The 26,459-nt window shown below is 43.4% G+C and carries 25 protein-coding genes and 3 pseudogenes; 13 read left to right on the forward strand and 15 right to left on the reverse strand.

Features of this window, described 5'->3' with window-relative positions:
• Positions 1–308 precede the first annotated feature (308 nt).
• Positions 309–621: pseudogene (locus tag L4D78_RS13080) on the reverse strand (acetyl-CoA carboxylase, carboxyltransferase subunit beta); the annotation flags it as partial.
• Positions 622–675: 54 nt separating this feature from the next.
• Here L4D78_RS13080 and L4D78_RS13085 point away from each other — a divergent pair.
• A pseudogene (locus L4D78_RS13085) lies at positions 676–891 on the forward strand (helix-turn-helix domain-containing protein); the annotation flags it as partial.
• A gap of 300 nt (positions 892–1,191) precedes the next feature.
• Here L4D78_RS13085 and L4D78_RS13090 read toward each other — a convergent pair.
• Positions 1,192–1,566 carry a hypothetical protein gene (locus L4D78_RS13090; RefSeq protein ID WP_428460180.1) on the reverse strand — a complete coding sequence of 125 codons (375 nt, stop codon included), beginning with the start codon at positions 1,564–1,566 and terminating at the stop codon, positions 1,192–1,194.
• A gap of 207 nt (positions 1,567–1,773) precedes the next feature.
• On the opposite strand from L4D78_RS13090, the gene L4D78_RS13095 reads away from it, so the two are divergent.
• Complete coding sequence (locus tag L4D78_RS13095) at positions 1,774–2,160, forward strand: hypothetical protein (RefSeq protein ID WP_428467332.1); 387 nt, start codon at positions 1,774–1,776, stop codon at positions 2,158–2,160.
• An 87-nt stretch (positions 2,161–2,247) separates the two neighbouring features.
• On the opposite strand, the gene L4D78_RS13100 is transcribed toward L4D78_RS13095, so the two are convergent.
• The gene (locus tag L4D78_RS13100; protein WP_428467333.1) at positions 2,248–3,276 is read right to left on the reverse strand and encodes a methionine synthase; all 1,029 of its coding nucleotides are present in this window, start codon (positions 3,274–3,276) and stop codon (positions 2,248–2,250) included.
• A gap of 57 nt (positions 3,277–3,333) precedes the next feature.
• Positions 3,334–4,308: a DUF1852 domain-containing protein gene (locus L4D78_RS13105; RefSeq protein WP_428467334.1), complete on the reverse strand. Its 975-nt coding sequence runs from the start codon at positions 4,306–4,308 to the stop codon at positions 3,334–3,336.
• Positions 4,309–4,636: 328 nt separating this feature from the next.
• Between L4D78_RS13105 and L4D78_RS13110 the strand changes: the two genes are divergently transcribed.
• Positions 4,637–5,098 (forward strand): hypothetical protein, encoded by a 462-nt coding sequence (locus L4D78_RS13110; protein WP_428467335.1) that lies wholly within the window; start codon positions 4,637–4,639, stop codon positions 5,096–5,098.
• A 132-nt stretch (positions 5,099–5,230) separates the two neighbouring features.
• Here the strand turns inward: L4D78_RS13110 and mog are convergent, their stop codons facing one another.
• From mog to L4D78_RS13155, 9 genes and pseudogenes are all read right to left on the reverse strand, one after another.
• Positions 5,231–5,764, reverse strand: coding sequence for a molybdopterin adenylyltransferase (gene mog / locus L4D78_RS13115; RefSeq protein WP_428467336.1), 534 nt, complete (start codon positions 5,762–5,764; stop codon positions 5,231–5,233).
• Positions 5,765–5,980: 216 nt separating this feature from the next.
• Positions 5,981–6,601: pseudogene (gene ribB, locus L4D78_RS13120) on the reverse strand (3,4-dihydroxy-2-butanone-4-phosphate synthase); the annotation flags it as partial.
• Positions 6,602–6,644: 43 nt separating this feature from the next.
• A complete protein-coding gene (locus tag L4D78_RS13125) occupies positions 6,645–7,235 on the reverse strand; it encodes an NUDIX hydrolase (protein WP_428467337.1) in 591 nt (196 codons plus the stop codon).
• 53 nt (positions 7,236–7,288) lie between these two features.
• Positions 7,289–7,678, reverse strand: a complete 390-nt coding sequence (locus L4D78_RS13130; protein ID WP_428467338.1) for a carboxymuconolactone decarboxylase family protein — start codon at positions 7,676–7,678, stop codon at positions 7,289–7,291.
• Positions 7,679–7,734: 56 nt separating this feature from the next.
• Entirely contained in the window at positions 7,735–9,183 is a 1,449-nt protein-coding gene (locus tag L4D78_RS13135; protein WP_428467339.1) for an NAD-dependent succinate-semialdehyde dehydrogenase, read from the reverse strand.
• A gap of 98 nt (positions 9,184–9,281) precedes the next feature.
• Complete coding sequence (locus L4D78_RS13140; RefSeq protein ID WP_428467340.1) at positions 9,282–9,797, reverse strand: flavin reductase family protein; 516 nt, start codon at positions 9,795–9,797, stop codon at positions 9,282–9,284.
• Positions 9,798–9,810: 13 nt separating this feature from the next.
• Entirely contained in the window at positions 9,811–11,289 is a 1,479-nt protein-coding gene (locus L4D78_RS13145; RefSeq protein ID WP_428467341.1) for an aldehyde dehydrogenase, read from the reverse strand.
• Complete coding sequence (locus tag L4D78_RS13150; protein ID WP_428467342.1) at positions 11,279–12,121, reverse strand: alpha/beta fold hydrolase; 843 nt, start codon at positions 12,119–12,121, stop codon at positions 11,279–11,281. Before L4D78_RS13150 ends, L4D78_RS13145 begins: the two co-directional genes overlap by 11 nt.
• Positions 12,122–12,130: 9 nt before the next feature.
• On the reverse strand, positions 12,131–12,733 hold the full coding sequence (locus L4D78_RS13155; protein ID WP_428460168.1) for an amino acid synthesis family protein: 603 nt from the start codon (positions 12,731–12,733) through the stop codon (positions 12,131–12,133).
• A 516-nt stretch (positions 12,734–13,249) separates the two neighbouring features.
• Here L4D78_RS13155 and L4D78_RS13160 point away from each other — a divergent pair.
• From L4D78_RS13160 to L4D78_RS13180, 5 genes are all read left to right on the forward strand, one after another.
• The gene (locus L4D78_RS13160; protein WP_428467343.1) at positions 13,250–14,863 is read left to right on the forward strand and encodes a BCCT family transporter; all 1,614 of its coding nucleotides are present in this window, start codon (positions 13,250–13,252) and stop codon (positions 14,861–14,863) included.
• A gap of 77 nt (positions 14,864–14,940) precedes the next feature.
• Positions 14,941–15,972 (forward strand): LLM class flavin-dependent oxidoreductase, encoded by a 1,032-nt coding sequence (locus tag L4D78_RS13165; RefSeq protein ID WP_428467344.1) that lies wholly within the window; start codon positions 14,941–14,943, stop codon positions 15,970–15,972.
• Positions 15,973–16,098: 126 nt separating this feature from the next.
• The gene (locus L4D78_RS13170; protein WP_428467345.1) at positions 16,099–16,383 is read left to right on the forward strand and encodes a DUF1330 domain-containing protein; all 285 of its coding nucleotides are present in this window, start codon (positions 16,099–16,101) and stop codon (positions 16,381–16,383) included.
• Positions 16,384–16,601: 218 nt separating this feature from the next.
• Positions 16,602–17,333 carry a GntR family transcriptional regulator gene (locus L4D78_RS13175; protein WP_428467346.1) on the forward strand — a complete coding sequence of 244 codons (732 nt, stop codon included), beginning with the start codon at positions 16,602–16,604 and terminating at the stop codon, positions 17,331–17,333.
• A 171-nt stretch (positions 17,334–17,504) separates the two neighbouring features.
• Entirely contained in the window at positions 17,505–17,870 is a 366-nt protein-coding gene (locus L4D78_RS13180) for a VOC family protein (protein ID WP_428467347.1), read from the forward strand.
• Here the strand turns inward: L4D78_RS13180 and L4D78_RS13185 are convergent.
• Positions 17,867–18,268, reverse strand: coding sequence for an OsmC family protein (locus L4D78_RS13185; RefSeq protein WP_428467348.1), 402 nt, complete (start codon positions 18,266–18,268; stop codon positions 17,867–17,869). The two genes, L4D78_RS13180 and L4D78_RS13185, sit on opposite strands and share 4 nt — an antisense overlap.
• A 231-nt stretch (positions 18,269–18,499) precedes the next feature.
• Between L4D78_RS13185 and L4D78_RS13190 the strand changes: the two genes are divergently transcribed.
• The 4 genes from L4D78_RS13190 (at position 18,500) to L4D78_RS13205 (ending at position 24,541) form a co-directional block, all read left to right on the forward strand.
• A complete protein-coding gene (locus L4D78_RS13190; protein WP_428467349.1) occupies positions 18,500–19,420 on the forward strand; it encodes a M14 family metallopeptidase in 921 nt (306 codons plus the stop codon).
• 212 nt (positions 19,421–19,632) lie between these two features.
• Positions 19,633–21,066: a hypothetical protein gene (locus tag L4D78_RS13195; RefSeq protein WP_428467350.1), complete on the forward strand. Its 1,434-nt coding sequence runs from the start codon at positions 19,633–19,635 to the stop codon at positions 21,064–21,066.
• Between the two features lie 96 nt (positions 21,067–21,162).
• Positions 21,163–22,455 carry an alpha/beta fold hydrolase gene (locus L4D78_RS13200; RefSeq protein WP_428467351.1) on the forward strand — a complete coding sequence of 431 codons (1,293 nt, stop codon included), beginning with the start codon at positions 21,163–21,165 and terminating at the stop codon, positions 22,453–22,455.
• Between the two features lie 166 nt (positions 22,456–22,621).
• On the forward strand, positions 22,622–24,541 hold the full coding sequence (locus L4D78_RS13205) for an ATP-dependent zinc protease family protein (RefSeq protein WP_428467352.1): 1,920 nt from the start codon (positions 22,622–22,624) through the stop codon (positions 24,539–24,541).
• A 76-nt stretch (positions 24,542–24,617) separates the two neighbouring features.
• Here the strand turns inward: L4D78_RS13205 and L4D78_RS13210 are convergent, their stop codons facing one another.
• The gene (locus L4D78_RS13210; protein WP_428467353.1) at positions 24,618–25,553 is read right to left on the reverse strand and encodes a bile acid:sodium symporter family protein; all 936 of its coding nucleotides are present in this window, start codon (positions 25,551–25,553) and stop codon (positions 24,618–24,620) included.
• A gap of 399 nt (positions 25,554–25,952) precedes the next feature.
• Here L4D78_RS13210 and L4D78_RS13215 point away from each other — a divergent pair, with 399 nt between their 5' ends.
• Positions 25,953–26,447, forward strand: a complete 495-nt coding sequence (locus tag L4D78_RS13215; RefSeq protein ID WP_428467354.1) for an Lrp/AsnC family transcriptional regulator — start codon at positions 25,953–25,955, stop codon at positions 26,445–26,447.
• Positions 26,448–26,459: the final 12 nt, after the last annotated feature.

The raw sequence follows: 26,459 nt of genomic DNA on the forward strand, positions 1-26,459 counted from the left end.
CCTTTCGTTACTTAACTACTTAGGAAAGCCATTAATCTAATCGTGAATAGCCATTAAGCAACTGAGTGCACTACTTCATGGGTGTTAGTTCTCAAGTTTGTCTTGTCAATATGAGTTCGGTGGGATGCAGTTCAAATCTCTGACATTTATGGAACGTGGGTAAGCGACCCATGATCCCACGGGCGCATTAATTAATGAGAGAAGCTCCAAGGAATTAGAGTTAATATCCGATTCAGGATGGTTGAGAAATTCTCTTTTAGATTTAAGTCGTTGAAATGAACTTTTCGATGAAATGTGCGCAATACCCCAACAACTGGTAAGCCCAGAAGCTTTCCTTCATCGCAACTAAGGCATCTTTTTCCCCTGTACCTTTCTGGGCTAGAGCAAGGCGTTCCTTGTAACGTTTCAGATCCTTAAAATTCAGTATGTCTTTAGGCTCATGTTCACTGGTAATCTCGACTTCCCCCCCTTTTTACCCAGAAAGCTGTCTAAGCGGCATCGTGCAGCCATTCTCATATGATGATTGCATTTCAGACATACCTCTAGGTTCCCCTTAAGAGCCATACGGTAAAGGGGCTAATTACATGAGGGACATTTAGTCCATACACCCTCTGGTATTATATAGGCCTATTTCCGGTAATAAAGTGGTGATTATTGGCTTTATTATCCTACATAATGGGACTATTGAGAGCGCTTGATAAGATTGACCAGCAGTGGCTTAGGAGCTTTCACTGTGTGTCTGAGAAAAAGAGCTTTAAACGAGCATCGGAATTTCTTAGATTACCGACATCAAATGTAAGCCGTCATATAGCTTTGCTTGAAGAACGTCTAGATACACGACTTTTCGACAGAACCACACGGAGAATAGCCCCGACGGATGCCGGTCATCACGATGCCTTTGTGGAGGCTTAGTTGCACGCTGGGTTCTTAGGGAGACGGCACTTGGTAACACCCGACAGAACCTTCTTAGCCGATCTACGAGGTTAACTCACCTCTGGAGAAAAGTAAGTCAGTAATAGGAAGTTGCGATAGGAAAAAAGCAATACCTGCTCCATGAATTGTGCTTAACTAAAACCGCAGAAACGAAAAAGGCGTTAGCAAACTCTACTCTGCTAGCGCCTTAAATAAATTGAACATCATGTTATGCATGATGCACATGCTTAAATTTAATGATTACGCTTGGTTGGACTCTTAATCAATGTCGCAATCAGTACAACTTTGCAGTGCGATTTCGTGTTCGAAGACTGCTGTATCGTTACCATCTGCCAGTAGCTCTGTTATTTCATCCGCCACTTCTTGCTCATCTTCCGCTTCAACTTGATTCGCTAGTTCTTCTTCTGAGTAACCGTAGAAATTCAACAATAAGTAATCACGCGCTTCGTCTTTAGTACATGATACGTTCACCGAAAGATCTGGCTTAACGTTGCCTTGCGCGATAATCGCAGCCACTTGCGCTTGAACATCATCTTTCATCGCAGCCGTTAACCAACCAAGATCAGTGCTTACTTTGGTTTTTTTACAGTTAAAACAAGGCAGTTGGTGAAAGTAATATTGAAAATCAGTCATAGGTAATTTCTTCTTTGAGTGTTGTATAGCACGATTATGCGCATTTTCTAGCAAAATACTATCTCAATAGACATTGAAGGCTGGATTGCCGTGGATTATTTGACTAATTGAATGCACAAGAAATAGGATACAAAGGCACGTAACAATAATGTTCAGCTATACGCTGTCAACTAAACGAATACACCTTGATTAGTAAGAGTTATCCAAATGTCTAATGTAGTTCAGTTTTCTATGTTCAGTGGTAGTAAGAAGACCAACACTGCCCCAGCTAACAAATCACTTAGCCCTAAAGCTTTAAGGGAGCAGGCAGCATTAAAGCAAAATAACCACTGTTACTTCTGTGGTAAGCGTAAAGAACCGAAAGAGCTTAACTGGCTTGATAAAACAGGTTTTAAGGCAAAGGCTCATGTTATCTGCGGTACTTGCAGTTCTGCTGCTAAGTCACGTTCAATGGATGAACTACGGATAATCCTTGCGCTGAAGGATATGGATTTCAGAACGGTTAAGATTCAGCAGTACCTTGAGTTGAGAGAAAAAGGTGTTCAGATAGATGGTGTACGTGAATACAAATTCTACTTTGAAACTGTTGAGTGATTGGGCTAGTTGTTTAGTGCCAAAGAACAAAACCAAGAGAGTGGCTCTTGGTTTTGTTTTCCTTAACATGAGTAGTTTCAATTACTACTAAGAAGATAGTTCTCTTCGAACAATTTCGGCACCTGCGCTTAGGGCATTGAGCTTGGCTGTAGACACTTCGCGAGACAAAGGAGCCATACCGCAGTTGGTGCAAGGGTAAAGCTTGTCGGCATCAACATACTTCAGTGCTTCTCGCAGTGTATTGGCGACCTCTTCTGGCGTTTCAATTGTGTTGGTTGCGACATCAATCGCACCTACCATCACTTTCTTACCTCGAATAAGTTCAAGTAACTCGATAGGTACATGTGAGTTGTGACATTCTAGCGAGATAATATCGATATTCGATTTCTGCAGTTTAGGGAACACTTCTTCGTACTGTCGCCACTCAGATCCTAACGTCTTTTTCCAATCGGTATTGGCTTTGATACCGTAGCCATAGCAAATATGAACAACCGTCTCGCACTTAAGTCCTTCGATTGCTCTTTCTAAACAAGCAATCCCCCACTCGTTGACCTCATCAAAAAACACATTAAAGGCAGGCTCATCAAACTGGATGATATCGACACCCGCCGCTTCTAACTCTTTAGCTTCTTGATTAAGGATCTTGGCGAATTCCCAAGCGAGCTTTTCGCGACTTTTATAATGGTTATCATAAAGCGTGTCGATCATCGTCATCGGGCCTGGTAAAGCCCACTTAATAGGCTGCGTGGTTTGCTGGCGTAGAAACTTGGCATCTTCGACAAATACTGGCTTTTGGCGGGTCACAGGACCAACAACGGTCGGGACGCTCGCCTCATAGCGATCACGAATCTTAACCGTCTTACGATTCTCAAAATCAACGCCGCTAAGGTGCTCAATAAACGTAGTCACAAAGTGTTGGCGTGTTTGCTCTCCGTCGCTGACAATATCAATCCCTGCGAATTGCTGTTCTTGAAAAGACAAACGTAAAGCATCCTGCTTGCCATCAATGAGTTCCTCACCCTGTAATTTCCAAGGTGACCAAAGTGTCTCAGGTTGAGCTAGCCAAGATGGCTTAGGTAAGCTGCCAGCTGTTGAAGTCGGTAATAGTGTTTTCATAGTCAATGCTGCCCGTGATTCAAAGTATGGATTCTAGATATGGGTTCTCGTTATCGATTAAGCGTAATTTGCAGACAATTGCTCAAGAATCGTTTGATATGGTTTGATGAAATTCTCCTCGGCAAATTTCCCTTGCTCAACCGCTAGCTGGCTGCGTTCTTCACGGTCATAAATAATTTGAGTTAATGAATGATCCAAGTTCTTCAAATTTGGTTGGTAGCACTTACCTGCAACAGCATTGGCATTATAGATTTCAGGTCGATAGATCTTTTGGAAGGTCTCCATCGTGCTAATGGTGCTTATGAGCTCTAGATTAGAATAATCATTCAGCAAATCACCAAAGAAATAAAAAGCCAAAGGTGCAACGCTATTCGGCGGCATAAAATAGCGAACCTGCAATCCCATCTTTTTGAAATATTGTTCGGTCAAAGAAGATTCATTTGGCCGATACTCAAAGCCTAAAACGGGATGTTGATTGTCGGTGCGATGATAAACCTTATTATCAGATACGCTCAGGCATATCACTGGTGGCTTTTTGAAATGCTGTTTATATGAGTCTGATTTAACAAAATACTTAAAGAGCTTTCCATGCAGATCGCCAAAGTTATTCGGAATGCTGAATTGGGGTTGGTTTTTGTTATGATCCAGCAAGAGAACACTAAAATCGTAGTCTCGCACGTAAGAGGAAAAGTTATTCCCTACGATGCCTTCAATGCGTTCGTTAGTCTTGTGGTCAACGATGTTATTTTTCAGTACTTCAATCGACGGGAAGGCTTCACCACAGCCTTGTATACCTATATCAACAGAAATGATTTCAAGCTCGACAGAGTAACGGTCACCTTTAGGGTTATCCCAATGCGCCAAGGCATTAAAACGATTATCAATCATTTTTAGTGCATTACGCAGATTCTCTTGGCGGCTATTGCCTCGAGCCAAATTAGCGAAGTTAGTCGTGGTACGAGTATTGTCTGATGGTTGATAATTTTCATCAAAACAAATACTCTTAATTGCAAATGTGAAATCGTTATTCATAGTAATTTGGTATCCTATTTCCTTAGAAAAAACTGAACTTATTTCTTGCTTTTAATGGGAGTTGTTCTGTTTTTATTTTCCCAATCGTTAATTTTCACAGTCTTTTGCTATTTACGATGAATAGTCTGATTTAAAACGACTGTAATTTGCCTAACGCTAAGAGCAGTCTTTTTTATACTTGGTTCGCTAGTTGAATAAAATTGCTTTTGTTTCACATAGAACATGAGAGAAATTCATGATGTGGAATAACTGAGTGTATTTTGCTCTTGAGAAGCTAACACACGCTTTTGATAAACTAGAAAGCTATAAATGGAGGAAGTAGGTCACTATGATAATACGTGTTCTAATTGCAGGTTTATTAACTTTTTCAATTCCAGTTATCGCAGATAATTTGGTAATTATAGATGCATCAGATAATCCATCGTACCAAGCCATAATTGAACCTGTACGGCTTGGCAACGGCCAAGAACAGAGAAGTACTTTCGTGATTAACATGGATGATTCTGCATCTTTCAAATTAGGAGATAACAGCGCTGAAACTAGCACAATCTTAGTCAAGCGTTCTGAAGTACCCGGAAAAGATTTCATTGTATTTATTGATTCTTCCGTAACCTTTGAAAGCAACTTGAACATGGGGCTTAACCATTCAGCCCAGAAATTATCGTCACGGCTACCTTTATCAGGTGGTGAGAGAATATTGGTTGGTGGCAACCGAGTGATTACCGAACAAAACGGTATCACCAGTGAAGTCATCACTGAGGTGTGGTTTACCTTAAATCAGCAAAAATAATTTGTATTTCTGTCCGCTATGACTTCAATACAAAAGTAATAGAGACTTCTGTTCTAGGTGTAACACAAAAACGCCGACTCATTAAGTCGGCGTTTTATCTATCAGACAAACTAGCAACGCTAGCTGTTTTCTTTACTTTTTCTTTGGGCGGAAAGGCTTAATTACTGCTTCATCGCACTCTAGGTATGGACCTTCCATCAGATCGATGCAGTAAGGAATAGCAGGGAATACTGCGTCCAAACACTCACGAATTGACTTAGGCTTACCTGGCAGGTTTACAATTAGGCTGTCACCACGAAGGCCTGCTGTTTGACGAGATAAAATAGCCGTTGGTACAAATTTCAACGACTCCGCACGCATTAGCTCACCAAAACCTGGCATCATACGGTCACATACCGCTTCAGTTGCTTCTGGTGTTACATCACGCTTTGCTGGGCCAGTGCCGCCAGTGGTAACAATCAGGCTACAATCTTGCTCGTCAGCCATTTTGATCAACGTTGCTTCAATGACATCCTGCTCATCAGGGATAACTTCATATACTGGTTCCCACTCTGATGTCAGGTAATCGTTCAGAGTCTCGATAATTGCCTGCCCTGAAATATCTTCGTAAATACCTGCACTCGCGCGGTCGCTAACGGTAACAATACCGATTTTTGCTTTAGTCATTTGTTATTCCTCAGGCTAAGCCTTGCTTTTGTTTCCAACTAACCAGCAATTTATTCTAGTTAGTCATAAATCATTTCAGATGCAAGTTTAAGAAATTATCTTGCAATGATAAACACCTTAAAATAAAAAAGCCCTGGTAATTACCAGAGCTTTTATATACTTGCCATTATTTCAATTTAGCAGCCGTGACAACAACTGTGCCTAAGCAACACTTTCTTCAAGTTGCTGCTCTGTCAGCTTGCGGTACGCCACAAGATCAGAGATCAGGCCCAGCTTCAAGCCGTGCTCTTGCGCATACACTTCAAGCTCTGGACGTCGTGCCATGGTGCCATCTTCGTTCATGATCTCAACAATTACACTTGCTGGCTCAAAACCCGCAATACGTGCTAAATCACAGCCAGCCTCAGTATGCCCTTCACGAACCAATACACCACCATCGCGTGCTTTTAGTGGGAAAATATGACCGGGACGTGTTAAGTCTAAAGGCTTCGCATCTTTACGAACGGCAGTGAGTACAGTATGAGCACGATCATGAGCCGAAATACCGGTTGTTACACCTTCTGCAGCTTCAATAGTAATCGTGAAGCCAGTGCCTTGTGGGTCAGTGCTGTTCTCAACCATCATAGGCAAATCAAGCTGTTCACAACGATCTGCAGTCAGAGTTAAGCAAATCAGTCCACAGCCCTTACGCGCCATAAAGTTAATGTGCTCAGGCGTCACGCACTCGGCCGCCATAACAAGATCACCCTCGTTTTCTCGACCTTCGTCATCCATTAAGATCACCATTTTTCCTAATCGAATATCTTCAATGATGTCTTCGATGTTACTGATCGCCATGTTACGTCCTCTGAACCGTGTGGAATTTGTAGCTTCAAATAATTTAATTCAAACAAGGGTTACTGTTGCCAAACGGATGTACCAACCCTTGCTCATAACACCCCATGTATAAACCAAATTGACCGTGATCTTCTTCATTAATATAACGGCTAAGTATTTGGCCTATCGCAGGGTACGTCAAAGCCTGCCATGGTACTTCGTCTTTAGTCACAAAGGCAACCTCTTCGGTCTCATCGCCAAAGGGTTGCTGAAAACTAACGAATCGTGCACGGAAGATAATATAGACCTGATTCATCTGCGGAACGCTGAAGATTGAATAAGGGCCAAGCACTTCAACGGTTGCGCCAGTTTCTTCAAGCACTTCTCGTACAGCAGCTTGTTCAACGGTTTCGCCGTTTTCCATAAACCCAGCCGGAATACTCCATTTACCACTCATCGGCTCTATCGCGCGTTTACCTAATAAAAACTTACCTTCATGTTCGATAATGCAACCCGCAATAACCGTTGGGTTTTGATACACAACATGACCACATAGCTGGCACACTGGCCTTTGATGTGTATCACCAGAAGGTACCTGCATCAGTACCTTATCGCCCCCACACTGTGAGCAAAAGTTAATTGTTTTATGCAGCATACCTTCCTCCTTGGTGTTATGTCGGTATCAAGCGCCGTTACAGTTAATGATGCTTAAGCTGGCTGTGTTTCACTTTCGTACTCATCAATCACTTCTTTGGCGGTACGGAAAGCATCAATCGCGGCTGGCACACCACAATAAATCGCAGTTTGCAGAAGCACTTCGCGGATTTCTTCTTTGGTACAACCATTATTTAGCGCACCACGAACATGCAGCTTAAGCTCATGCGGGCGATTTAGGGCGGTGATCATTGCAAGGTTAATCATGCTACGGGTTTTCAGTGGCAACGTGTCACGTCCCCATACTTCACCCCAGCAATATTTAGTGACTAACTCCTGCATTGGCATTGTAAAGTCGGTCGCATTGTTAATAGATGCATCAACATAATCAGCGCCTAATACCTGACGGCGAATGGCTAAGCCTTCCTCAAACTTATCGCTCATTTTCACTTCCTTATTGATTTGATCATTCTTTTTAGAGGCATTATTGAGTGGGGGGCCTAAAGGCCTCCCATCATCACATACTTAGTTTCCATGTAATCTTCTATCCCCTGACGAGCACCTTCACGACCAAGGCCAGACTCTTTTACACCACCAAATGGTGCAACTTCGGTCGAGATTAATCCTTCGTTAATCCCAACCATGCCAGATTCAAGCTCTTCACTTACTCGCCATGCACGCTGCAATGAACGAGTGTAGGCATAAGCAGCTAGCCCTGAATCTGTATCATTTGCGCGGGTAATCACTTCTTCATCGGTTGTAAAGCGGAATAACGCCGCTAATGGACCGAACGTTTCCTCTCTTGCCACCAGCATGTTATCGGTGACTTCTGTGAGGATCTGTGGTGGGAAGAAATTAGTACCTTGCGGCTGCTCATCACCGAAAATACGTTTCGCACCTTTGCTAAGTGCATCATCAACATGGCTTTGTACCTTGGCAACCGCAGCGCTATTAATCAATGGACCTATTGTCGCCCCAGCCTCAAAACCATCTGCAACTTTTAACTCGGCGACCCGTGCAACCAGCTTTTGTGCGAACTGATCATAAACAGCATCATGTACATACAAACGGTTAGCACAAACACAGGTTTGTCCGGCGTTACGGAACTTGGCAATCATCACGCCTTCAACCGCCGCATCAAGATCGGCATCGTCGAAGATAATAAACGGCGCATTACCACCTAACTCAAGAGACATCTTCTTCACCGAAGATGCCGATTGCTCCATCAGCAATTTACCGATAGCCGTTGAGCCGGTGAAAGAGATTTTCTTCACGGTTTTACTGCTGGTTAACTCGCCGCCGATTTCAACCGCCTTGCCCGTAATAACACTAAATAGCCCAGCGGGTAACCCTGCTCTCTCGGCAAGCTCTGCCAACGCGAGTGCGGTTAATGGTGTTTCTGGTGCAGGTTTCAAAACCACCGCACAGCCTGCGGCAAAGGCTGGACCACATTTTCGGGTGATCATCGCTGCAGGAAAGTTCCACGGGGTAATCGCCCCAACAACACCAATAGGTTCCTTGCTGACCACAAGGCGAGAATTAGGCTTATGGCTTGGAATTACTTCACCGTAAGTACGCTTGGCTTCTTCTGCAAACCATTCAATAAAGTTTGCCGCGTAAGTAATTTCACCTTTCGCTTCAGCGAGCGGCTTACCTTGCTCTGCGGTCAAAATTGCAGCTAAGTCATCTGCATTTTCAATAAGCAGTTGATACCAGTTACGTAAAATTACTGAACGTTCTTTGGCTGTGGTTTTCTTCCACGCTTTCTGCGCTTGCTCTGCCGCTTCAATTGCTGACAGCGTTTCTTCACGACCCAGCTCTGGTACGTAAGCAATAATTTCGCCTGTTGATGGGTTCAATACCGGTACAGTGGCATCGTTTGTGGCTTTTACCCATTGTCCAGCGATGTAACATGACTGCTTTAGTAAACTCGAATCAATTAGCTTCATGGTGAATTATTCCTTCTAGCATCTTTATTTAGTTTTGTGCCAAGCGACTTATTCTCACCATATTGGTACCACAGACGATAAGCCAGCTACTTAATCTTTTAACCCAGTTCAGGCAGACTGCCCATTTTACTGCGGCAATAAAGCAATGGATGCTGTTCCTCAGTATTCGCCAGTTCAGCATTCACAACCTGACCGACCAAAATAGCATGATCACCACCGGGATAATCGTTCCATAGGTCACATTCCAGCACAGCCAAAGCACCTTCGATAACAGGTAGACCATGTTCACTCTTACGAATATTCAAACCTTCTGATTTATCAATTCCTTTTTTAGCAAATTGGTAAGCCACGGCTTGCTGATCATCAGCCAAAATATGAATCGCAAATTTCTTGGTGTCGCGAATCACTGGATATGAATCTGAGGTGTAGCTTGGGCATACCAAGACCAAAGCTGGATCCATCGATAATGCGCTAAACGCACTTGCGGTGAAGCCGACAATATCGCCAAGATCGTTATAAGCGGTGATCACAGTAACGCCTGTTGGAAACTGACCCATGATATTTTTGTATAAATCAGTCGATACAGCTTGTTGTTCTATTTGTTGTGTTGTCATTGTGATTCCCTTCTTAACGCATGGTAAATGGGTCAGCCATTGGCTCTGATGAAGTATTAATCCAGACAGTTTTCAACTGCGTGAATTCATTAATCGCATCACTGCCACATTCTCGGCCATAGCCACTTTGACCGTAACCACCAATTGGTGCAGAGGCTGAGACCGCACGGTAGGTATTAACCCATACGATGCCAGAGCGAATGCCTTTAATCATGCGGTGTGCTTTGGCTAAGTTTTCAGTCCAGATCCCTGCTGCAAGACCGTATTTACTGTCGTTTGCTAATGCTAGCGCTTCCGCTTCATCTGCAAATGGAATGACTGTCGCGACAGGTCCGAAAATTTCTTCTTGAACCACGGTGGCATTGTGATTGGTACACTCTAAGATAGTCGGAGTGTAATACCATCCCGGCGTAATATCAGGACGCTTACCGCCAGTGCGTAACTTGGCACCTTCGGTAAGGGCAATATCGACAAAACGTTCAACTGTTTCAAGCTGAGCTTTCGTCGCCATTGGACCCATTTCTGTTTCAGTTTGTGACGGATCGCCAATCACAATTTGTTCAGCACGTGCTGTCAACTTGGCAACAAACTCATCATAAATGTCTTGCTGTACCAACAAACGAGAACCCGACACACAGCTTTGGCCTGCCGCGGCAAAAATACCCGCTACCGCACCATTTACTGCGCTATCAATATTGGCATCATTAAAGATAATGTTTGGGGATTTACCACCAAGCTCTAACGATAACTTAGCGTAGTTTTCAGCCGAATTTCGAATAACATGCTTAGAGCTTTCACTACCACCAGTAAACGCAATTTTGCGAACTAATGGGTGACGAGTCAGTGCTGAACCACATGGTAATCCGTAACCTGTTATAACGTTTACAGCACCAGCAGGGAATCCCGCTTCAAGTACCAGTCGACCAAGCTCAAGTAGAGTGGCAGACGCATGCTCAGACGGCTTTAACACAACGGTGTTACCCGCAGCTAGCGCTGGCGCAATTTTTATAGCGGTTAAGTAAAGTGGTGAGTTCCAAGGGATAATGCCAGCAATAACGCCTAGAGGTTCACGCACGGTATAACCAAACATGTCGGATTTATCGAGCGCCAGCGTTTCACCCTCAACTTTATCGGCCAAGCCTGCAAAGTAGTAAAAAAACTCGGGTAAATAACCCACTTGCCCTAGGGTTTCACGAATTAACTTACCGTTATCACGGCTTTCTAACTGTGCTAACTGTTCTTTGTTTTCAGCAATCAAATCACCAAGGCGACGAAGTAATTTACCGCGCTGAGCTGGGGTAGTAGATGCCCATTCTGGCGATAAAAACGTAGCATGTGCCGATTGTACCGCTTGCTCTACATCTTGCTCATCAGCATATGGGAATGTTGCCCATGCCTGCTCATTGGCAGGGTTAATACTCTCGAATGTTTTACCACTATGTGCTGAAACCCACTCACCGTGGATTAGCATTTGAAATTGTTCAAGCGCCATTGACGACCTCCTGTAGTGTCACTTGCTCTTGTTGACTGTGCTGCTGACCATCAAGGAAAGCTATTAGCATGTCATTCACTAACTGTGGGGATTCAACAGGCATCATGTGACGCTGTTGATCAAGTACAACCACCTCGGCATTGGGTAAATACCGCGCCAATCCATAGGCCATCTCAGGGGTTGAACCCACATCAAATTCACCTGTTGCGATCAGCACCGGTAAATGCAATGTGTTTAGTTGCGAAATACCATAATTATCATTTTCACCAAATAACTGATAGGTCTGTAAATAACCATTTTTGCTATTCGTGACAATGCGCGCTTTAAATGCATCAATTTGCGCAGGGCTTGCACCTCGGTACTCCTTGCTGAACCAACGCTCAATGGCGGCTTCAACATTGGCACCTGGGCCTAATTTTTTCACTTCTTTACAACGAGAAAGTACATTCTGACGCTGTTCATCGGTACGGTTAAACACGCTGTTTAAAACCACCAAGCGAGCAATACGGTGCGAATACTTCAAAGCAAACGCACGAGCAACCAAACCACCCATAGAAAAACCAACAACGGTGATTGGCTTATCGAGCTTCAACGCTGTTATCAAGCGTTCTAATTGGTCAGCATACGCTTCAATAGAGACATTCGTTTCTGGCTCTGGGCTATCGCCGTGTCCAAGCATGTCATAACCAATAACATGGTAATTTTGCATGAGGCCAGCCACTTGGCCGCCCCACATTGATTTGTCCAGACCTACCCCATGAATGAAGATGACGGTTTCGCCATCTCCACATGAAAAGTAGCTGGTTCCATCAACTAATTTCATGCTATCCATATCGCTTCCTTATTGCTGCTGTTGGGCGGCTTTCTCTTGGGCGATTTCTTCAAGATCGATATAACGATTACCGATACGTGGGTGAACACGTCCACCGTCAGAAGCACCTAATACGACAACAATTTCATTCGCCGCTGGCGCATCTTCAATTTTCATTTCTAGCGTAACGTAGTGAGAACGAAGACCTTCGTCATCTTTATGCATCATTGGTACTTGAATTGATGTACCACCAGCACCACGCTTATTTGTGAAGCTTAAGTAACTTTTTGCTTCAACCGCTTCACGATAGTGGTTACCAAAACGTAATGTATGAATAACTGCTGACGCATGCTCAATCTCACCTTCCATGCCCACAACAGCCGCTTTACCGTAAGCCTCAATATTTTCCGCACCACCCATAACACCAATAAGCTTGTCGACGATAAGAGCACCAAGCTCTGAGCAATGCTCTGTAATTTCAGGGCGTAGGTTTTCAACGAATCCTTTACCGTGCCAAGGGTTTTCAATAACAACAGCTACTGCTGCCATAGTGACAGGCTTATCACCAGCTTTACCGCCTTCAATGCGCGTTTCTTCAATGTAGGTACAGATCTTACGGATATTAAAAGCCATTGCGTTTTCCTTCTTTCATGTATGTTTTGTAGCGATAGAAACAATACCACCGCTCAACCTGTATTATGGTATACCAAACTTTCMGTATAAAAATAAAGCGTTTTAATCCAAAGATTAAGAGGTAACTTTAACAAAAATCGACTAAATACAATAAAAATCAATCAGTTATGTTAAGTTTATTATACTAAGCCACTACTGGCACTTTTATCAAAAAATCTACAATGATCACAAAATGTTAAATTAGTGTCGCGAGTGAAACTTGTTGAAATTCGGTAAGTGAAACAATTAATACTTAAAATACAATAACTTAAATTGATATTGATGTTAATTCATTGTTAAACAAAATGGTTGAAGTCCACTTTTATGATGTTATGGTATACCAACAAAACACATACAGCATTCGCTGAGAAATGTGCTGGTGACATAAAAAAGGGGTGTTCGAAGGTAATGTAGTCTGAGGGCTGCTGCAGTTTATCCAAGGCACAATCATACAGTGTATAAAGGAGCAATCCTGCTATGATTTCCAATCGTAATATGGTTAACAAGCAAGGAATATTTCAAGGGGTTAACCAAACCATGACCATCGCCTCATTGGCAATGGTTTCAGTATTTGTCCTCTTTTCAGTGTTACAAATTGACTTAGCCAATACTGTCTACAGTGGCGTAAAAAATTGGATCACGACAAACTTCAGCTGGTACTACATTGGGGCTGTTGCCGTAATATTTGTTTTCTCGGTATGGGTGACATTTAGTAAGTTCGGGACAGTTCGCTTAGGCAAAGATTCTGACCGACCAGAGTTCAACAACTTTACTTGGTTCGCGATGCTATTCAGTGCCGCGGTGGGTACAGGTTTAATGTTCTGGAGTATTGCAGAACCACTTACCTATATCCAAGGTAACCCTTTTGCTGAAATGGCAAATGTCGCGGCTAGCACACCAGAAGCGGCTCAAATTGGTATGCGTATAACTATTTTCCACTGGGGTTTGAATGCCTGGAGTGTGTATGTACTTGTTGGTTTGATCTTAGCTTATTTTGCTTACCGTAAAGGCTTACCACTTACCATTCGTTCAGCGCTTTACCCTATTTTGGGTGATCGCATATACGGACCAATCGGGCACGCGGTCGATTTACTCGCAATCTTCAGTACACTTTTTGGTACCGCAACGACGCTTGGTCTTGGCGTATCACAAATGAATGCCGGGCTTAATTACCTCTTTGGTATTGAAATAAACTCTGTTAACCAATTAATCCTGATTGTCGTTGTTGGCTCGATTGCTACCTTCTCCGCCGTATCAGGGCTGCAAAAAGGCATCAAGTTCCTGAGTCAATGGAACGTAAGAATTAGTTGCGTCTTGTTCGGCTTCTTCTTAATTGCTGGACCAACGGTTTATCTATTCAGTACTTTCTTCACCAATATGGGTGATTACCTTGCCAACTTCATCGGTATGTCTCTTTGGGTTGACCCGCAGCCTGAGCGTCAGTGGCAAGGTTGGTGGACAGTATTCTATTGGGCTTGGTGGTTAAGCTGGGGTCCGTATGTTGGTATTTTTATCGCACGTATCTCGAAAGGACGTACGATTCGTGAACTCATGCTCGGTGGGATTCTAGCAAGTACACTCGGTGCATTTACTTGGATCACCATCATGGGTGGTACCGCGACTTACCTTGAGCTATACACCGCAAGCGACCTGACATCCGTTGTAAATGAAAACCTAACAATGGTGCTTTACAGCACAATCGAAGCGCTGAATGTTCACTGGCTAACATGGCCAATGGCTGCACTTGCAACAATCATGATTATTTCTTGGTTTGTGACATCTGCTGATTCAGCCACGCTGGTTATCTGTACCATATTGTCAATGGGTGGCAACCACCCACCGATTAAGATGCGCGTTGTTTGGGGTGCTGGGCTTGGCCTAGTAGCGGGAATTCTACTAATGGCCGGAGGCCTTGAAGGCTTACAAGCAGCCTCTATCGCCGCAGCACTACCATTCTCGATGGTGTTAATTGTGATGGCTTATTGCTTTATGAAAGATCTGTACGCTGGTACGGAGTATCAAGAGTCACCGCAACCATTAGTCAGAAATGAAACAGAATCGTTAGAGCCCGCATCTGCGTTATCGAAATAAGATATTGCAGACAATAAATAGAAAAGAATGAGGCTGCTTGCCAGCCTCTTACAAAACATCTCAGAAAGGACACTGCTATGAAATTCTCTCTTTTCCTACACATGGAACGCTACGATGACAATAAGACTCACCAAGAGTCATTGGCAGAGCTCACCGAATTAGTACAAATTGCCGAAAAAGGTGGTTTTGAAATGGCTTGGGTTGGTGAACACCATGGAATGGAATTTACCATTGCGCCAAACCCAATTAATTACATTACCTACCTTGCCAATAAAACCAGCACCATTCGCCTAGGCGCTGGCACCTTTATTGCCCCATTCTGGCACCCGGTGAAATTAGCAGGAGAGGCAGCACTAGCAGATATCATGTGTGATGGCCGTTTGGAATTTGGTATTGCCCGTGGTGCTTACCAAGCCGAGTTTGACCGTTTAATGAATGGTATGCCTGCGGCAGATGGTGGCAAATACCTCCGCGAGATGGTGCCTGCACTGCAAAAGCTATGGACTGGCGATTATGCCCATGACGGTGAATTATTCCAGTTCCCAACCACCACCAGCGTACCAAAGCCTATACAGCAACCACACCCACCAATGTGGGTTGCAGCACGCGATCCTGACTCGCACAACTTTGCTATCAGCAATGGCTGTAACGTGATGGTGACACCACTGCAAAAAGATGATGAAGAAGTCCAAGACTTAATGAACAAATTCAACGATGCTTGTGCAAATAACCCTCAGGTTGAACGCCCTGACATCATGTTACTCCGCCATACGTTCGTGGGTGAAAACGAACAAGATTTGACGGCGGGTACCGATGCCCTGCACCGCTGGTATTCCATGTTCATGGCATGGGCGCGTAACAACCAAACGCCTAAAGATGGCTTTGTAAAACACTTAAGCAGTGAAGACTTAGGCGAAAGCTTCAGCAAAGAAGTACTGCGCAACAATCTTGCTATCGGCACACCAGATGAAATGGTTGCTCGCTTGAAGTACTACGAAACATTAGGTATCAGCCAATACAGTTACTGGGCTGATAACAACCTAAGTTTTGAAGAAAAGAAAAAGTCTCTGCAGCTGTTCATTGACAAAGTAATGCCTAAATTTAACTGAAGATAGCATTCATAACTACTGCACTTGTAACAATCTCGCTTTCCTAGCTTGCCCCATTCGCGTGGGGCCTTTTTCTCTTTGTATACCTCAAGAATGTATACCCACCTAGTCAAATAGGAGTACACCATGAAAGGATACTGGCTTGCGCATGTCACCGTGCATGACGCAGAACAATACCAACGCTATACCGCACTAGCCCCTCAAGCTATCGCCGCATATGACGGTAAATTACTTGCTCGTGGTGGCCGTTACCAACAATTAGAAGGCGAAGAGCGTCAGCGCCATGTCGTCATTGAATTTCCGTCGTTTGATGCAGCTCTTGAGTGTTATCATTCTGATGCTTATCAACAAGCAGCGGCTCAGCGCAAAGGCGTCGCAACAGCAGAAGTGGCTATAGTGGAAGGTGCTTAGTTTAAAGCCGCATTTAACCTTACCTTCCGAAAACGGGTCGAAATGACCTCTCCACGAGCTAAATGTCGATAGAAAATAAATCAACATAAGCATTAACAATCACTTATAATCGCCAGTGTAGAACAACGTATAATCAAAGCAATACACAAAAAGGCAATGGTTTACTCAGCTTCCCAGCAGTTTGCTAATGGAATGCTCAACAGTAGTGAGAATACAGCATGATCAGGCAACCTTCGCAAATAACCAAGATTGACAATAGCCGCATTCCTTTACGAGAGAAAGTGCTAGTAACCCTCAGAACCGCTATCACGAACTTCCAGCTAATGCCGGGCGATCGATTAGTTGAGCGAGATCTCTGCGACATGCTAGGCGTGAGCCGCACTTCTGTTCGTGAAGCATTACGGCATTTAGAATCAGAAGGGCTGGTTGATTATCTTGAAAACAAAGGACCAATTGTAACTCGTTTGACACTTGAAACTGCGAAAGAGATTTATGAACTTCGGGCAAGTTTAGAAAGTTTAATCGTGCAACTGTACACGCTCAATGCAACTGACAAACAATTACAAATGCTTGAAACCACACTGCATTTACTTACTCGTCGTTTAACTCAAGGAAATGTTGCGAATATTCTCGACAGTGTGAATGACTTCTACGAGCTACTGTATGAAGGTTGCGGAAACCAAACTGCTGCGAAGTTATTACGTCAACAGCAAGCTCGCATAAATCTACTGCGTGCAACGTCTATCTCACAAGAAAATCGCTACATGCAGAGCATCGAAGAAATGAGTGCCATTGTTGATGCAATTATAAAGCGTGATTGTGCTGCAGCTCATCATGCCTGTATTGAGCATGTACGCCTTGCTTCAGAAGTCGCGCTCTCGGCAATGGCAGCAAAAGAAGGTATTCCCAATGTACCCTCTATCTTCGTCTCGGAGCATTCACTCAAATAAGCTCGTCACTCGCAAAAATCCGTCACTGACCGACCGACTTTATCCAATTCTGCCCCACCCTCATATAAAATGAAGTGAGGGTGGAAAGCCCTCTTATTGATACTGATACTGATACTGATACTGTTAGAGTAAACCTAACCTTCCCCCCATCAAGTGAAGTGAGTCATAGGCATGAGCAGAGATGAAAAGCTGAACTATGTTGAATTCGCCGCAAGTAACTTAATCGCAACTAAGTCTTTTTTTACCAACGTCTTTAACTGGGAGTTTACGGACTACGGCCCAGATTACACCGCTTTTTCCAATCAGGGTTTAGATGGTGGTTTTTTCAAGGCTGATATGTGTTCTCAAACAGCAAATGGGGCTGCATTATTGGTCTTTTACAGCCCGAATATCGAATCGACATTAGAGAGAATCATTAACAATGGTGGTGAAATTGTTCGTCCTCTTTTTGATTTTCCCGGCGGATGCCGCTTCCACTTCAAAGAACCCAGCGGCAACGAATTTGCGGTATGGTCTGAAGCAATTAAAGATAATTAACGCCCGACAATTGCAACCGTGTGCGTCACGGTGATTTTAGGTTGCAGCATCAAACAGACATGGCAATATTTCTCTAACGCATTTTTTGCGGCTGCCGATACCTGCGCCTCAGTTACATTTTCAGCTTCAACAATAAAATGCAGGTTAACGCTTTCATATAATCGTGGAGAGCTTTCTGTCAGTGTATACGTCAGCTTATTCTCAAGATGTTTCAATACTACACCTTGTTCCTGTAGACCCATCACTACATCTGTGGCACTGCATGATCCCAGCGCAGATAACAAGATCTCTGTCGGGCACGGTGCCTTTTTACCATCAGCATCAACGGTGAATTCAAATTTATCTTCAGTCACAACATTAAACTGGCAGTCCTCTACCCAACTTACACTTATTGCCATCGTGATATTCCTACAAAATTAAACAACTAAAACCTATCCCCTTCTAACATTTATCCACGCTCAAGCCAAAAATAGCGTCATTAGATAACAGAGACTTAACTAGTGCCACCTGGTTTCATCAACAAAAAAATGGTTAGAAGCAGATTTATCCCTAATATCAATACGTTTGATTCACAATCAACAGTAGATTACTCTGTTTGCCACAGGAGTAAACACTACACAAGGCGAATAATGGAAATATCAAATACATACCCTATCGGTACAGAAGGCCAAAAATGGGGTAACGAAGAAAAAGCGCAGTGGCTAGCTCAACAAAAAATTCAACGCTCTTACCAAGAAGAAGTTGTCACAAAGATTGATGCCCTTCGCGATCGTTTTGATGTGTCTCAATATGGTGCACTCAGTTATGACCCGACAAAGTACCCGCTTTTGGTTATTAAATCGCGTAATTGGAGTAACGACAAACCAACAGCGCTTGTGACCGGTGGTGTACATGGTTACGAAACCAGTGGTGTACATGGCGCACTACTCTTTGCTGATGGCGATGCAGAAAAATATGCCGAGCACTTCAATATCGTAATTGCACCTTGTGTTAGCCCTTGGGGTTACGAAGTCATCAACCGTTGGAACCCACAAGCTGTGGATCCTAACCGTTCGTTCTTCGAAAACAGCCCATCAGAAGAAGCTGCAAGTCTTATGGCGATGGTAAAAGCACTTGGCGTAGAGATCCTGGTTCATGTTGACTTGCACGAAACCACAGACTCTGATGAAACTGAATTCCGCCGTGCTCGCGCGGCACGTGATGGTCTAGATCATTTTGAAGAGATGATCCCTGATGGTTTCTACACCGTGGGCGATACTGAAAACCCACAACCTGAACTACAGAAAGCCATTATCGATTCGGTTCGTAAAGTGACCCATATTGCCCCGCCAGATGCTAACGGCAAGATCATCGGTTCACCGATTACTCAAGAAGGCGTGATCAACTACCCACTAAAAGAATTAAGCCTTTGTAATGGCTTGTCTGATTGCACCTACGGTACGACCACTGAGGTTTACCCAGATAGCGATAAAGTCACCGACGAAGAATGCAATGTTGCACAAGTTGCTGCGATTACTGGTGCACTTGATTACGTGCTGAAACAACGTTAAAAGCCCAAAGGGCTGTCTAGCAGCCCTTTCTATCACTTATAAATTTAAGATAACTTCAATAATTCTAACGACTTTGTCATTTCTGGGTAAAGTTCGGTTAATAGTTATCCTCTCCGTATCAATCTACATATACTGGGTAAACCTGCTAGCATACAATGTTTACATACATCGCCCGTAATAAACGACAACAACGAAGTCACCAGTGAGGATCTATGCGCCACATTATTATATTTTTCACCGTAATAATGTTGGCAGCCTGTGCCAATAACGTAGTCACGACAAGCGTTAACTACCCAACGTCACTTGATAGCTGTGTCGCCCAACTAACCAGCTTTAAATCTGAAGTGAAACGCCAGGGAGTACAAGATGCACAAGTCGTGTGGGACAACCGCTATCCGCACCTAGCTTTCAACCGCTTTAGTCAGGCTCAGCTTGTTAAGCTAAACACTCGTCAGGATCAGCAACAATGGCTGAACTACACCTCAGCACAAGCCAAATCACAACGTCATGCTGAATATCAGAACTTGATTAATAAGCAACACTTTGACTTAGCATCCCTTGATTATTGCGCCGATAAACTGACAAACCATTCACGGTTTGATACGCCATTTTGGCAAAACATTAAGAAACAACCACCCGTTATTGCCTCAAGCTATGAACCTTGGTTACGCTTTTTTGGTGTTTACCCACTCAGTAAGCAAGTGGCAAAGCCGGCTATTGAAGCTGAACAAAAACGAATCCTGACTGATTTTGGCCACGAAAGTGAAGGCTATACGATTAGCTATGCCATGGAAAAAAGCCCCTCGCTAACTAACACTCAGATTAAAAGGTGGTTTTCCAGTGCACGACAACGTTCAGACAGCCAATGGCCTCAGCTGACTAATCAGCAAATTTCAAGGTTGTTTAATCACTATGCACCTGTCATGACAATTGAATCAGCATCGGTTGATGATAAACCCGGTAGAGTCGAATACAGTCCAAATCTACAACCATTGGTTAATGCCACCGCGCCAACGGTTTACCTTAACCACAGCTACACCGAATTTCATGGCAATATTTACCTTCAGCTGAACTACAGTATGTGGTTTGCCAACCGTACACCAACATCAAGCTTTGATCCCTACGCTGGAAAATTTGATGGTGTCATATTGCGATTAACCCTCGACCAACAAGGTCAACCACTTATACTCGACAACATTCACCAATGTGGCTGTTACCACATGGTATTTGCCCTTCAACCTCAGTTAAAATTTGCCGAGTTGAGCCGCGATATTGAAAAGCCATTAGTATTCCATAAGGCGAAACCTGCAACGGAAAGCAAACTAAGTGTAACCCTGTCACAGGGTGTGCATATGATAAAACAAGTTCAGTGGACGAATAATCCAACGCCAGCTCGGGTTTTGATGTCGCTTCCCTATGATGCGCTTCGCAGCATACCAACCTCTGAAGGCCAACATAAAAGCCTGTTTGATCAGCGAGGTATGTTATTGGCAAGTGAGCGCCTTGAGCGTGTGTACTTATGGCCATTTGGTGTTCCATCACCGGGTACTATGCGCCAAGTTGGCCATCATGCCACCGCTTTTATTGGTGAACGCCATTTCGACGATGCCAACGTACTGGAAACATTGTTCTTACCACCACATTAACAATTCCAGTAATTACAGTGCTAGGGCGATGAACCCTCTAGGCATGGCAAACAAACATTGTTAACATCTTGTTTTCATGTGTTAAAGGAGCAACCCGTGCAATCAACATTTATTGATGGCGATATAATCTTTCGTCAACACCAATTTGAGCTGCCGCTCGATTATTCAGCACCGCAAAAACAAAGTATTCAAGTTTTTGCTCGTGAAGTGGTTGACCTCAACAAAGACACTACCGATTTACCGTGGCTAGTCTATTTTCAGGGCGGACCGGGCTTCCCTTCTCCTCGTCCAGACAGTCGCTCCGGTTGGTTAAAGCGGGCTTTGGAACAATACCGCGTACTGCTACTTGATCAACGCGGTACTGGCCACAGTACAGTAATAAGCCATCAAACATTGTCACCAATGACAGCACAACAACAAGCTGATTATCTAAGCCATTTTCGTGCCGATAACATTGTGCGCGATGCTGAAGCTATTCGAGAGAAGCTTGGGGTTAAGCAATGGTCAATTCTAGGCCAAAGCTTTGGGGGCTTCTGCTCATTGACGTATTTATCATTTTACCCACAAAGTTTGACACGCGCGTATTTAACAGGCGGTGTCCCTTCACTGACTCGCCATGCCGATGATGTGTATCAGGCCACTTATAAGCGTGTTCTTGATAAAAATAAGGCGTTTTTTGCCCAGTTTCCGCAAGCACAAACTCAATGCCAAAAAATTGCTGAGCACTTACAAGTAAATGATGTTCACCTGCCCAATGGGCAACGTTTCACGGTTGAACAATTCCAAATGATTGGCATCAATCTAGGCCGTAGTCACGCTAACGTTCCGATGTATTACCTATTGGAAGGTGCCTTTGTCAGCATCGAGGGTGAAGAAACTCTGAGCTATGACTTCCTCAATGCCATGCTGGCCGAGCAAAGCCATCAAACCAACCCTATTTACGCGATTTTGCACGAACCTTTATACTGCCAGAATACGGCATCAGAATGGTCTGCACACCGAGTTCGTCAGCAATACCCTGCGTTCAACTTCCAAAGCGGCCAACCATTCCTGTTTACCGGTGAAATGGTCTACCCATGGATGTTTGATCAGTTCAACTGCCTAAAACCACTGAAAGAGGCTGCAGAGATACTAGCAACGAAACAAGATTGGGTAGACCTTTATGATGTTGAAGCTTTAACAAACAATACTGTGCCAGTCACTTGTGCCGTATATGCCGAAGATATGTATGTCGAGATGGCTTACTCGCTAGAAACCCTTAGCGGTATACCTAATAGTAAAGCATGGATCACCAATGAATATGAGCATAATGGCCTGCGTGCCGACGGTGAACGTATACTCGATAAGCTAATCGAAATGGGCGATAACATCGCTCATCTACCTCAATAAATCAGCCTTTACCCAGCAGTTGTCTATGCTTTAATGGAAACTAACTGCTGGGTAAACTGAATACCCACTGAATTTGACACAATATCCTCCACTATTGGCTGTTACAATCAGTATTATCATGCCTTGATATAACACATTTTTTTACTATCACTTACACAGGATGGATATGGCTTCACTTCGATTAATCACAACCTTGTGTCTCTCTATCTTTGCTATCGCGCCAAGCTTTGCTCAAGCTATCCCGTCGCAGCCTCTAACAGGTGAGGCTTTATGGCAATCACGTACCACTATTGACAACAAAGTCGTACTTGGCCGAACTGAAAAAGTCTATTTTCCTCAAATAGAGCAACTAAGCGGTATCGGCATTCCTGCAAAAATTGATACTGGTGCAGATTCAACGTCTATCCATGCAACCAATATAAGCATTAGCGCCAAAGATGAGGTGTTTGCGGGCCTGAAAGGCAATGCCCTTCTCGATGCCATCGCCACAGAATTTGATGCATTAAATACGACCATGTTGCGCGACCGTGAAGATAAAACAGATATCATGGTCAGTTTTGATATCACGAATCCATACTCAGGCGAGGCAGTTCGGCTAACCAAGCCGCTTTTTCGTCTAGCCATGATCAAAACGCGTAGCGCAGATGGGCATCTAGCCCGCCCTGTCGTTGAAATAAATTTGGATATCGCAGGTAGTACTGTTCGTACAGAAGTTAACCTTGCTGATCGTAGTCGCTTTTCGTATCCAATTTTGATTGGTAAGACATTTTTAAGAGATACCGCTTGGGTTGATGCTGGGTTTAATTACCTACAAGAACAACAAGGTGCCAAAGTTATTGGTCGAAAAGAACGAGCAACCGTTAACGGCTTAACAATGGAAACCAGCTACTCGCTACAAAATCGCTATAGCATTTTCCATGCAGCCAACATTCAAGTTGATGAAAAAAAGCAGCGTGTTACTTTTACGACAGTAGGTAATGATAAAAAGAAAAAAAAAATGACCTTACCACTGGTCAAGATGCTCAAGTTCAAAAGTGCCAGCCGACCATTGGTATATTTACCCGTCCAGATTGGCTCAGCAGAAAACAAAGAAGACCGCTTTAATGGCTATATTCTTGCCTATTTACGTGATCGTTCTAAAAAGAGCAGCCAATTACGCTTAGGTACAGAAGCATTAAATAAATACTTTGTCATAAACCTTAGCGATACCTACCTTAGTAATAAACCATTAAGCACGCTAGACTCGGTTATTGCTGATGAAACCTCACTAATGATGAGTGCTGAAGAGACCCTCCGTATTGATGGCGCAACAGTCAAAGCCAAGCCCTCTGGTATTATCAAAACACCAGTATTGAATATTCCATACATCAATGAGCAAAAAACAGACTATGGACGAATGGCGCAATATAACGTGATTGATGCGAATGGCCAGCGTCGTAGCTATGAAAAGCCAATAAAAACTAAAGTTCGAGTGGGGCAAACCGTTCGCACTGTTGTCGGCTCTGAAATCAAGCTTCCTTCATCACTTTTATTAAAGGACATCGCGCTTGAAGCCACACCACACCTTGATGGCGATGTGTCTGTATTTGAAGTGAGCCCAAGTTTGGTACACGGCTCATTATTTGTAAATACACGTTCAACGCATTTACTCGATAAACAAGCTCCAACAACTGCTGGATATATTGAGACGGTTACGCTTGAAGGCATGACGTTCCCTGCGAAATTAGATACCGGTGCAGATGTCAGCTCAATGCACGCCACTGATATCAAAACCTTCGATAAAGAAGGTAAAAAGTGGGTCTCATTTACTTATGAAAATGCTCAAGGCAACAAACAAGAGTTTACTCGCGAAGTGATTGACGAGATGCGTATCAAAGCGCGCGCAGGAGAAAAGTCGCAAGTTCGCTTGGTGGTGAATATGCGAGTCAAATTAGGCGAAATCGATAAAGAAGTAGCCGTTAACTTACGTGACCGTAGCCGTTTCGAATACAGCATGATACTTGGTGAGAATTTCCTTAAGCACGATATTGTCGTCAGTAGCGACCAACAATATCTCTACACCAAAGGAAAAAACACTCAGCAGTAATGCTCTCAGTGTCAACACTACCATCATGAAAAAGGAGCGCAGTGCGCTCCTTTTCTTTATTAAACAAGAACAACCGTTATGAGGCTATTGCTTTACTCTGCTTCTTTCCCTTTCGCTTTGCCCAGATCCCTGCTAATACAGAACCCGAAATATTATGCCAAATCGAAAAAATGGTGCCGGGTATTGCTGCAGCTGGCGTAAAGAACTTCATCGCAAGCGCGGTGGCTAGTCCCGAATTTTGCAACCCAACTTCAAAGGCTACCGTACGGCACACAGGCTCACTAAAGCCAAGTGCACGGCAACTATAATAACCAGCCACTAGCCCCAAACTATTATGCAAAATAACAGCAAGCGCAATAATTGGCCCTAACGTACTTAAGTTATTGGCATTCAAGGCAACTACAATCGCAATAACCATTACAATTGCCGCCATTGAGATAAGTGGCAATACGTCACTAACCTTATCAATATGCTTACGTGCCACCGTGTTAATTAATACCCCGATAGCGACAGGAAATAATACAATTTTCACAAGGCTAATTAGCATCGCGCTAACAGGTACATCTACACTTTCGCCTACTAGTAACTCGACTAAGAAAGGGGTTAAAACCACCCCTAATAACGTAGAAACCGCTGTCATTGAAATAGATAGCGCAACGTTCCCCTTCGCCAGAAAAGCCATCACATTTGATGATGTTCCACCAGCAACACTACCAACAAGTACCATACCAACCGTCATTTCGGTATTAAAGCCCAAAATGAAACTGACCAACAATGCTGCCAATGGCATGATCAAAAACTGTAAGAACACGCCGACGCCAACAGCCGCTTTATGCTTTAGTACATTCGCAAAGTCTTTTGGAGACAAGCTTATCCCCATAGACAGCATAATAATGGTAAGCAAAGGTACTATCTGTGTTTTAAGATCAACAAATAATGTTGGCTGTAGAAATGCCAATACCGAAAAGACTACCGCCCATAGCGGAAATAATTGAATGATTTTCCCTATCATGATTTATCCCTAAATATGTTTAATGACAAAACATCCCATATAAATAGAATAATTAATAGCAGGAATTACAATTCAATCTGATTCATTAATAATACGGCCAAAGTAGGCTAATTAATCCACGTTTTATATTACTTTTACAATAAACACCCAAAAGTAATATTCACTGCAAACCAATCGACTATTTTTCTATAGGCGTTTGATGACAAAAAGCAGTACTGACATTAAAACCAGCATTAAAAAGGACAATAATGCCTTGAGCGTATTGCGGGAATTTACACAAAATCACATGTATAATGCGGAAACTTATAGAGAACTACGCATATAATGCGGAAGTTCTTCGTTTTTTGTGGGATATAGTGTTTTACAACTAAAAGATTATAAGGAAAGGACAGCATTCATATGGCAAAAGTAAACTTAACCGTCGATAATTTTGACCGTAAAATACTCAGCATCGTACAAACCTCAAATCGCACAACCTCAGACCAAATAGCAGAGCAAGTAGGCTTATCTCCAGCAGCTGTGCAGCGTAGATTAAAGCGTTTGCGAGCTCAAAATATCATTCAAGCCGATGTTTCAGTCGTTAACCCTAAAGCTGTTGGGCATGCCATGACATTTGTTGTGCAGGTATCGCTTGAACGTGAGCGGGTCGATTTAATGCATAATTTCAAAAAAGAAATGAATGCTAATCGCTCAGTACAACAGTGCTACTACGTCACAGGCAGTTCGGACTTTATCTTAATTGTGACAGCTATTGATATGGAGGATTATGATAGGTTCACGCGAGAGTCGTTCTTTGATAATGCCAATATAAAAAGCTTTCAAACTAACGTCGTTATGGATCCTGTCAAAGTTGGCTTAACAGTTCCAATTATTGATGAAGATACAGAGTGCTAGCCGCGATAACTG

Origin of the sequence: Photobacterium minamisatsumaniensis (assembly GCF_050336695.1) — a bacterium.
GTDB lineage: Bacteria > Pseudomonadota > Gammaproteobacteria > Enterobacterales > Vibrionaceae > Photobacterium > Photobacterium minamisatsumaniensis.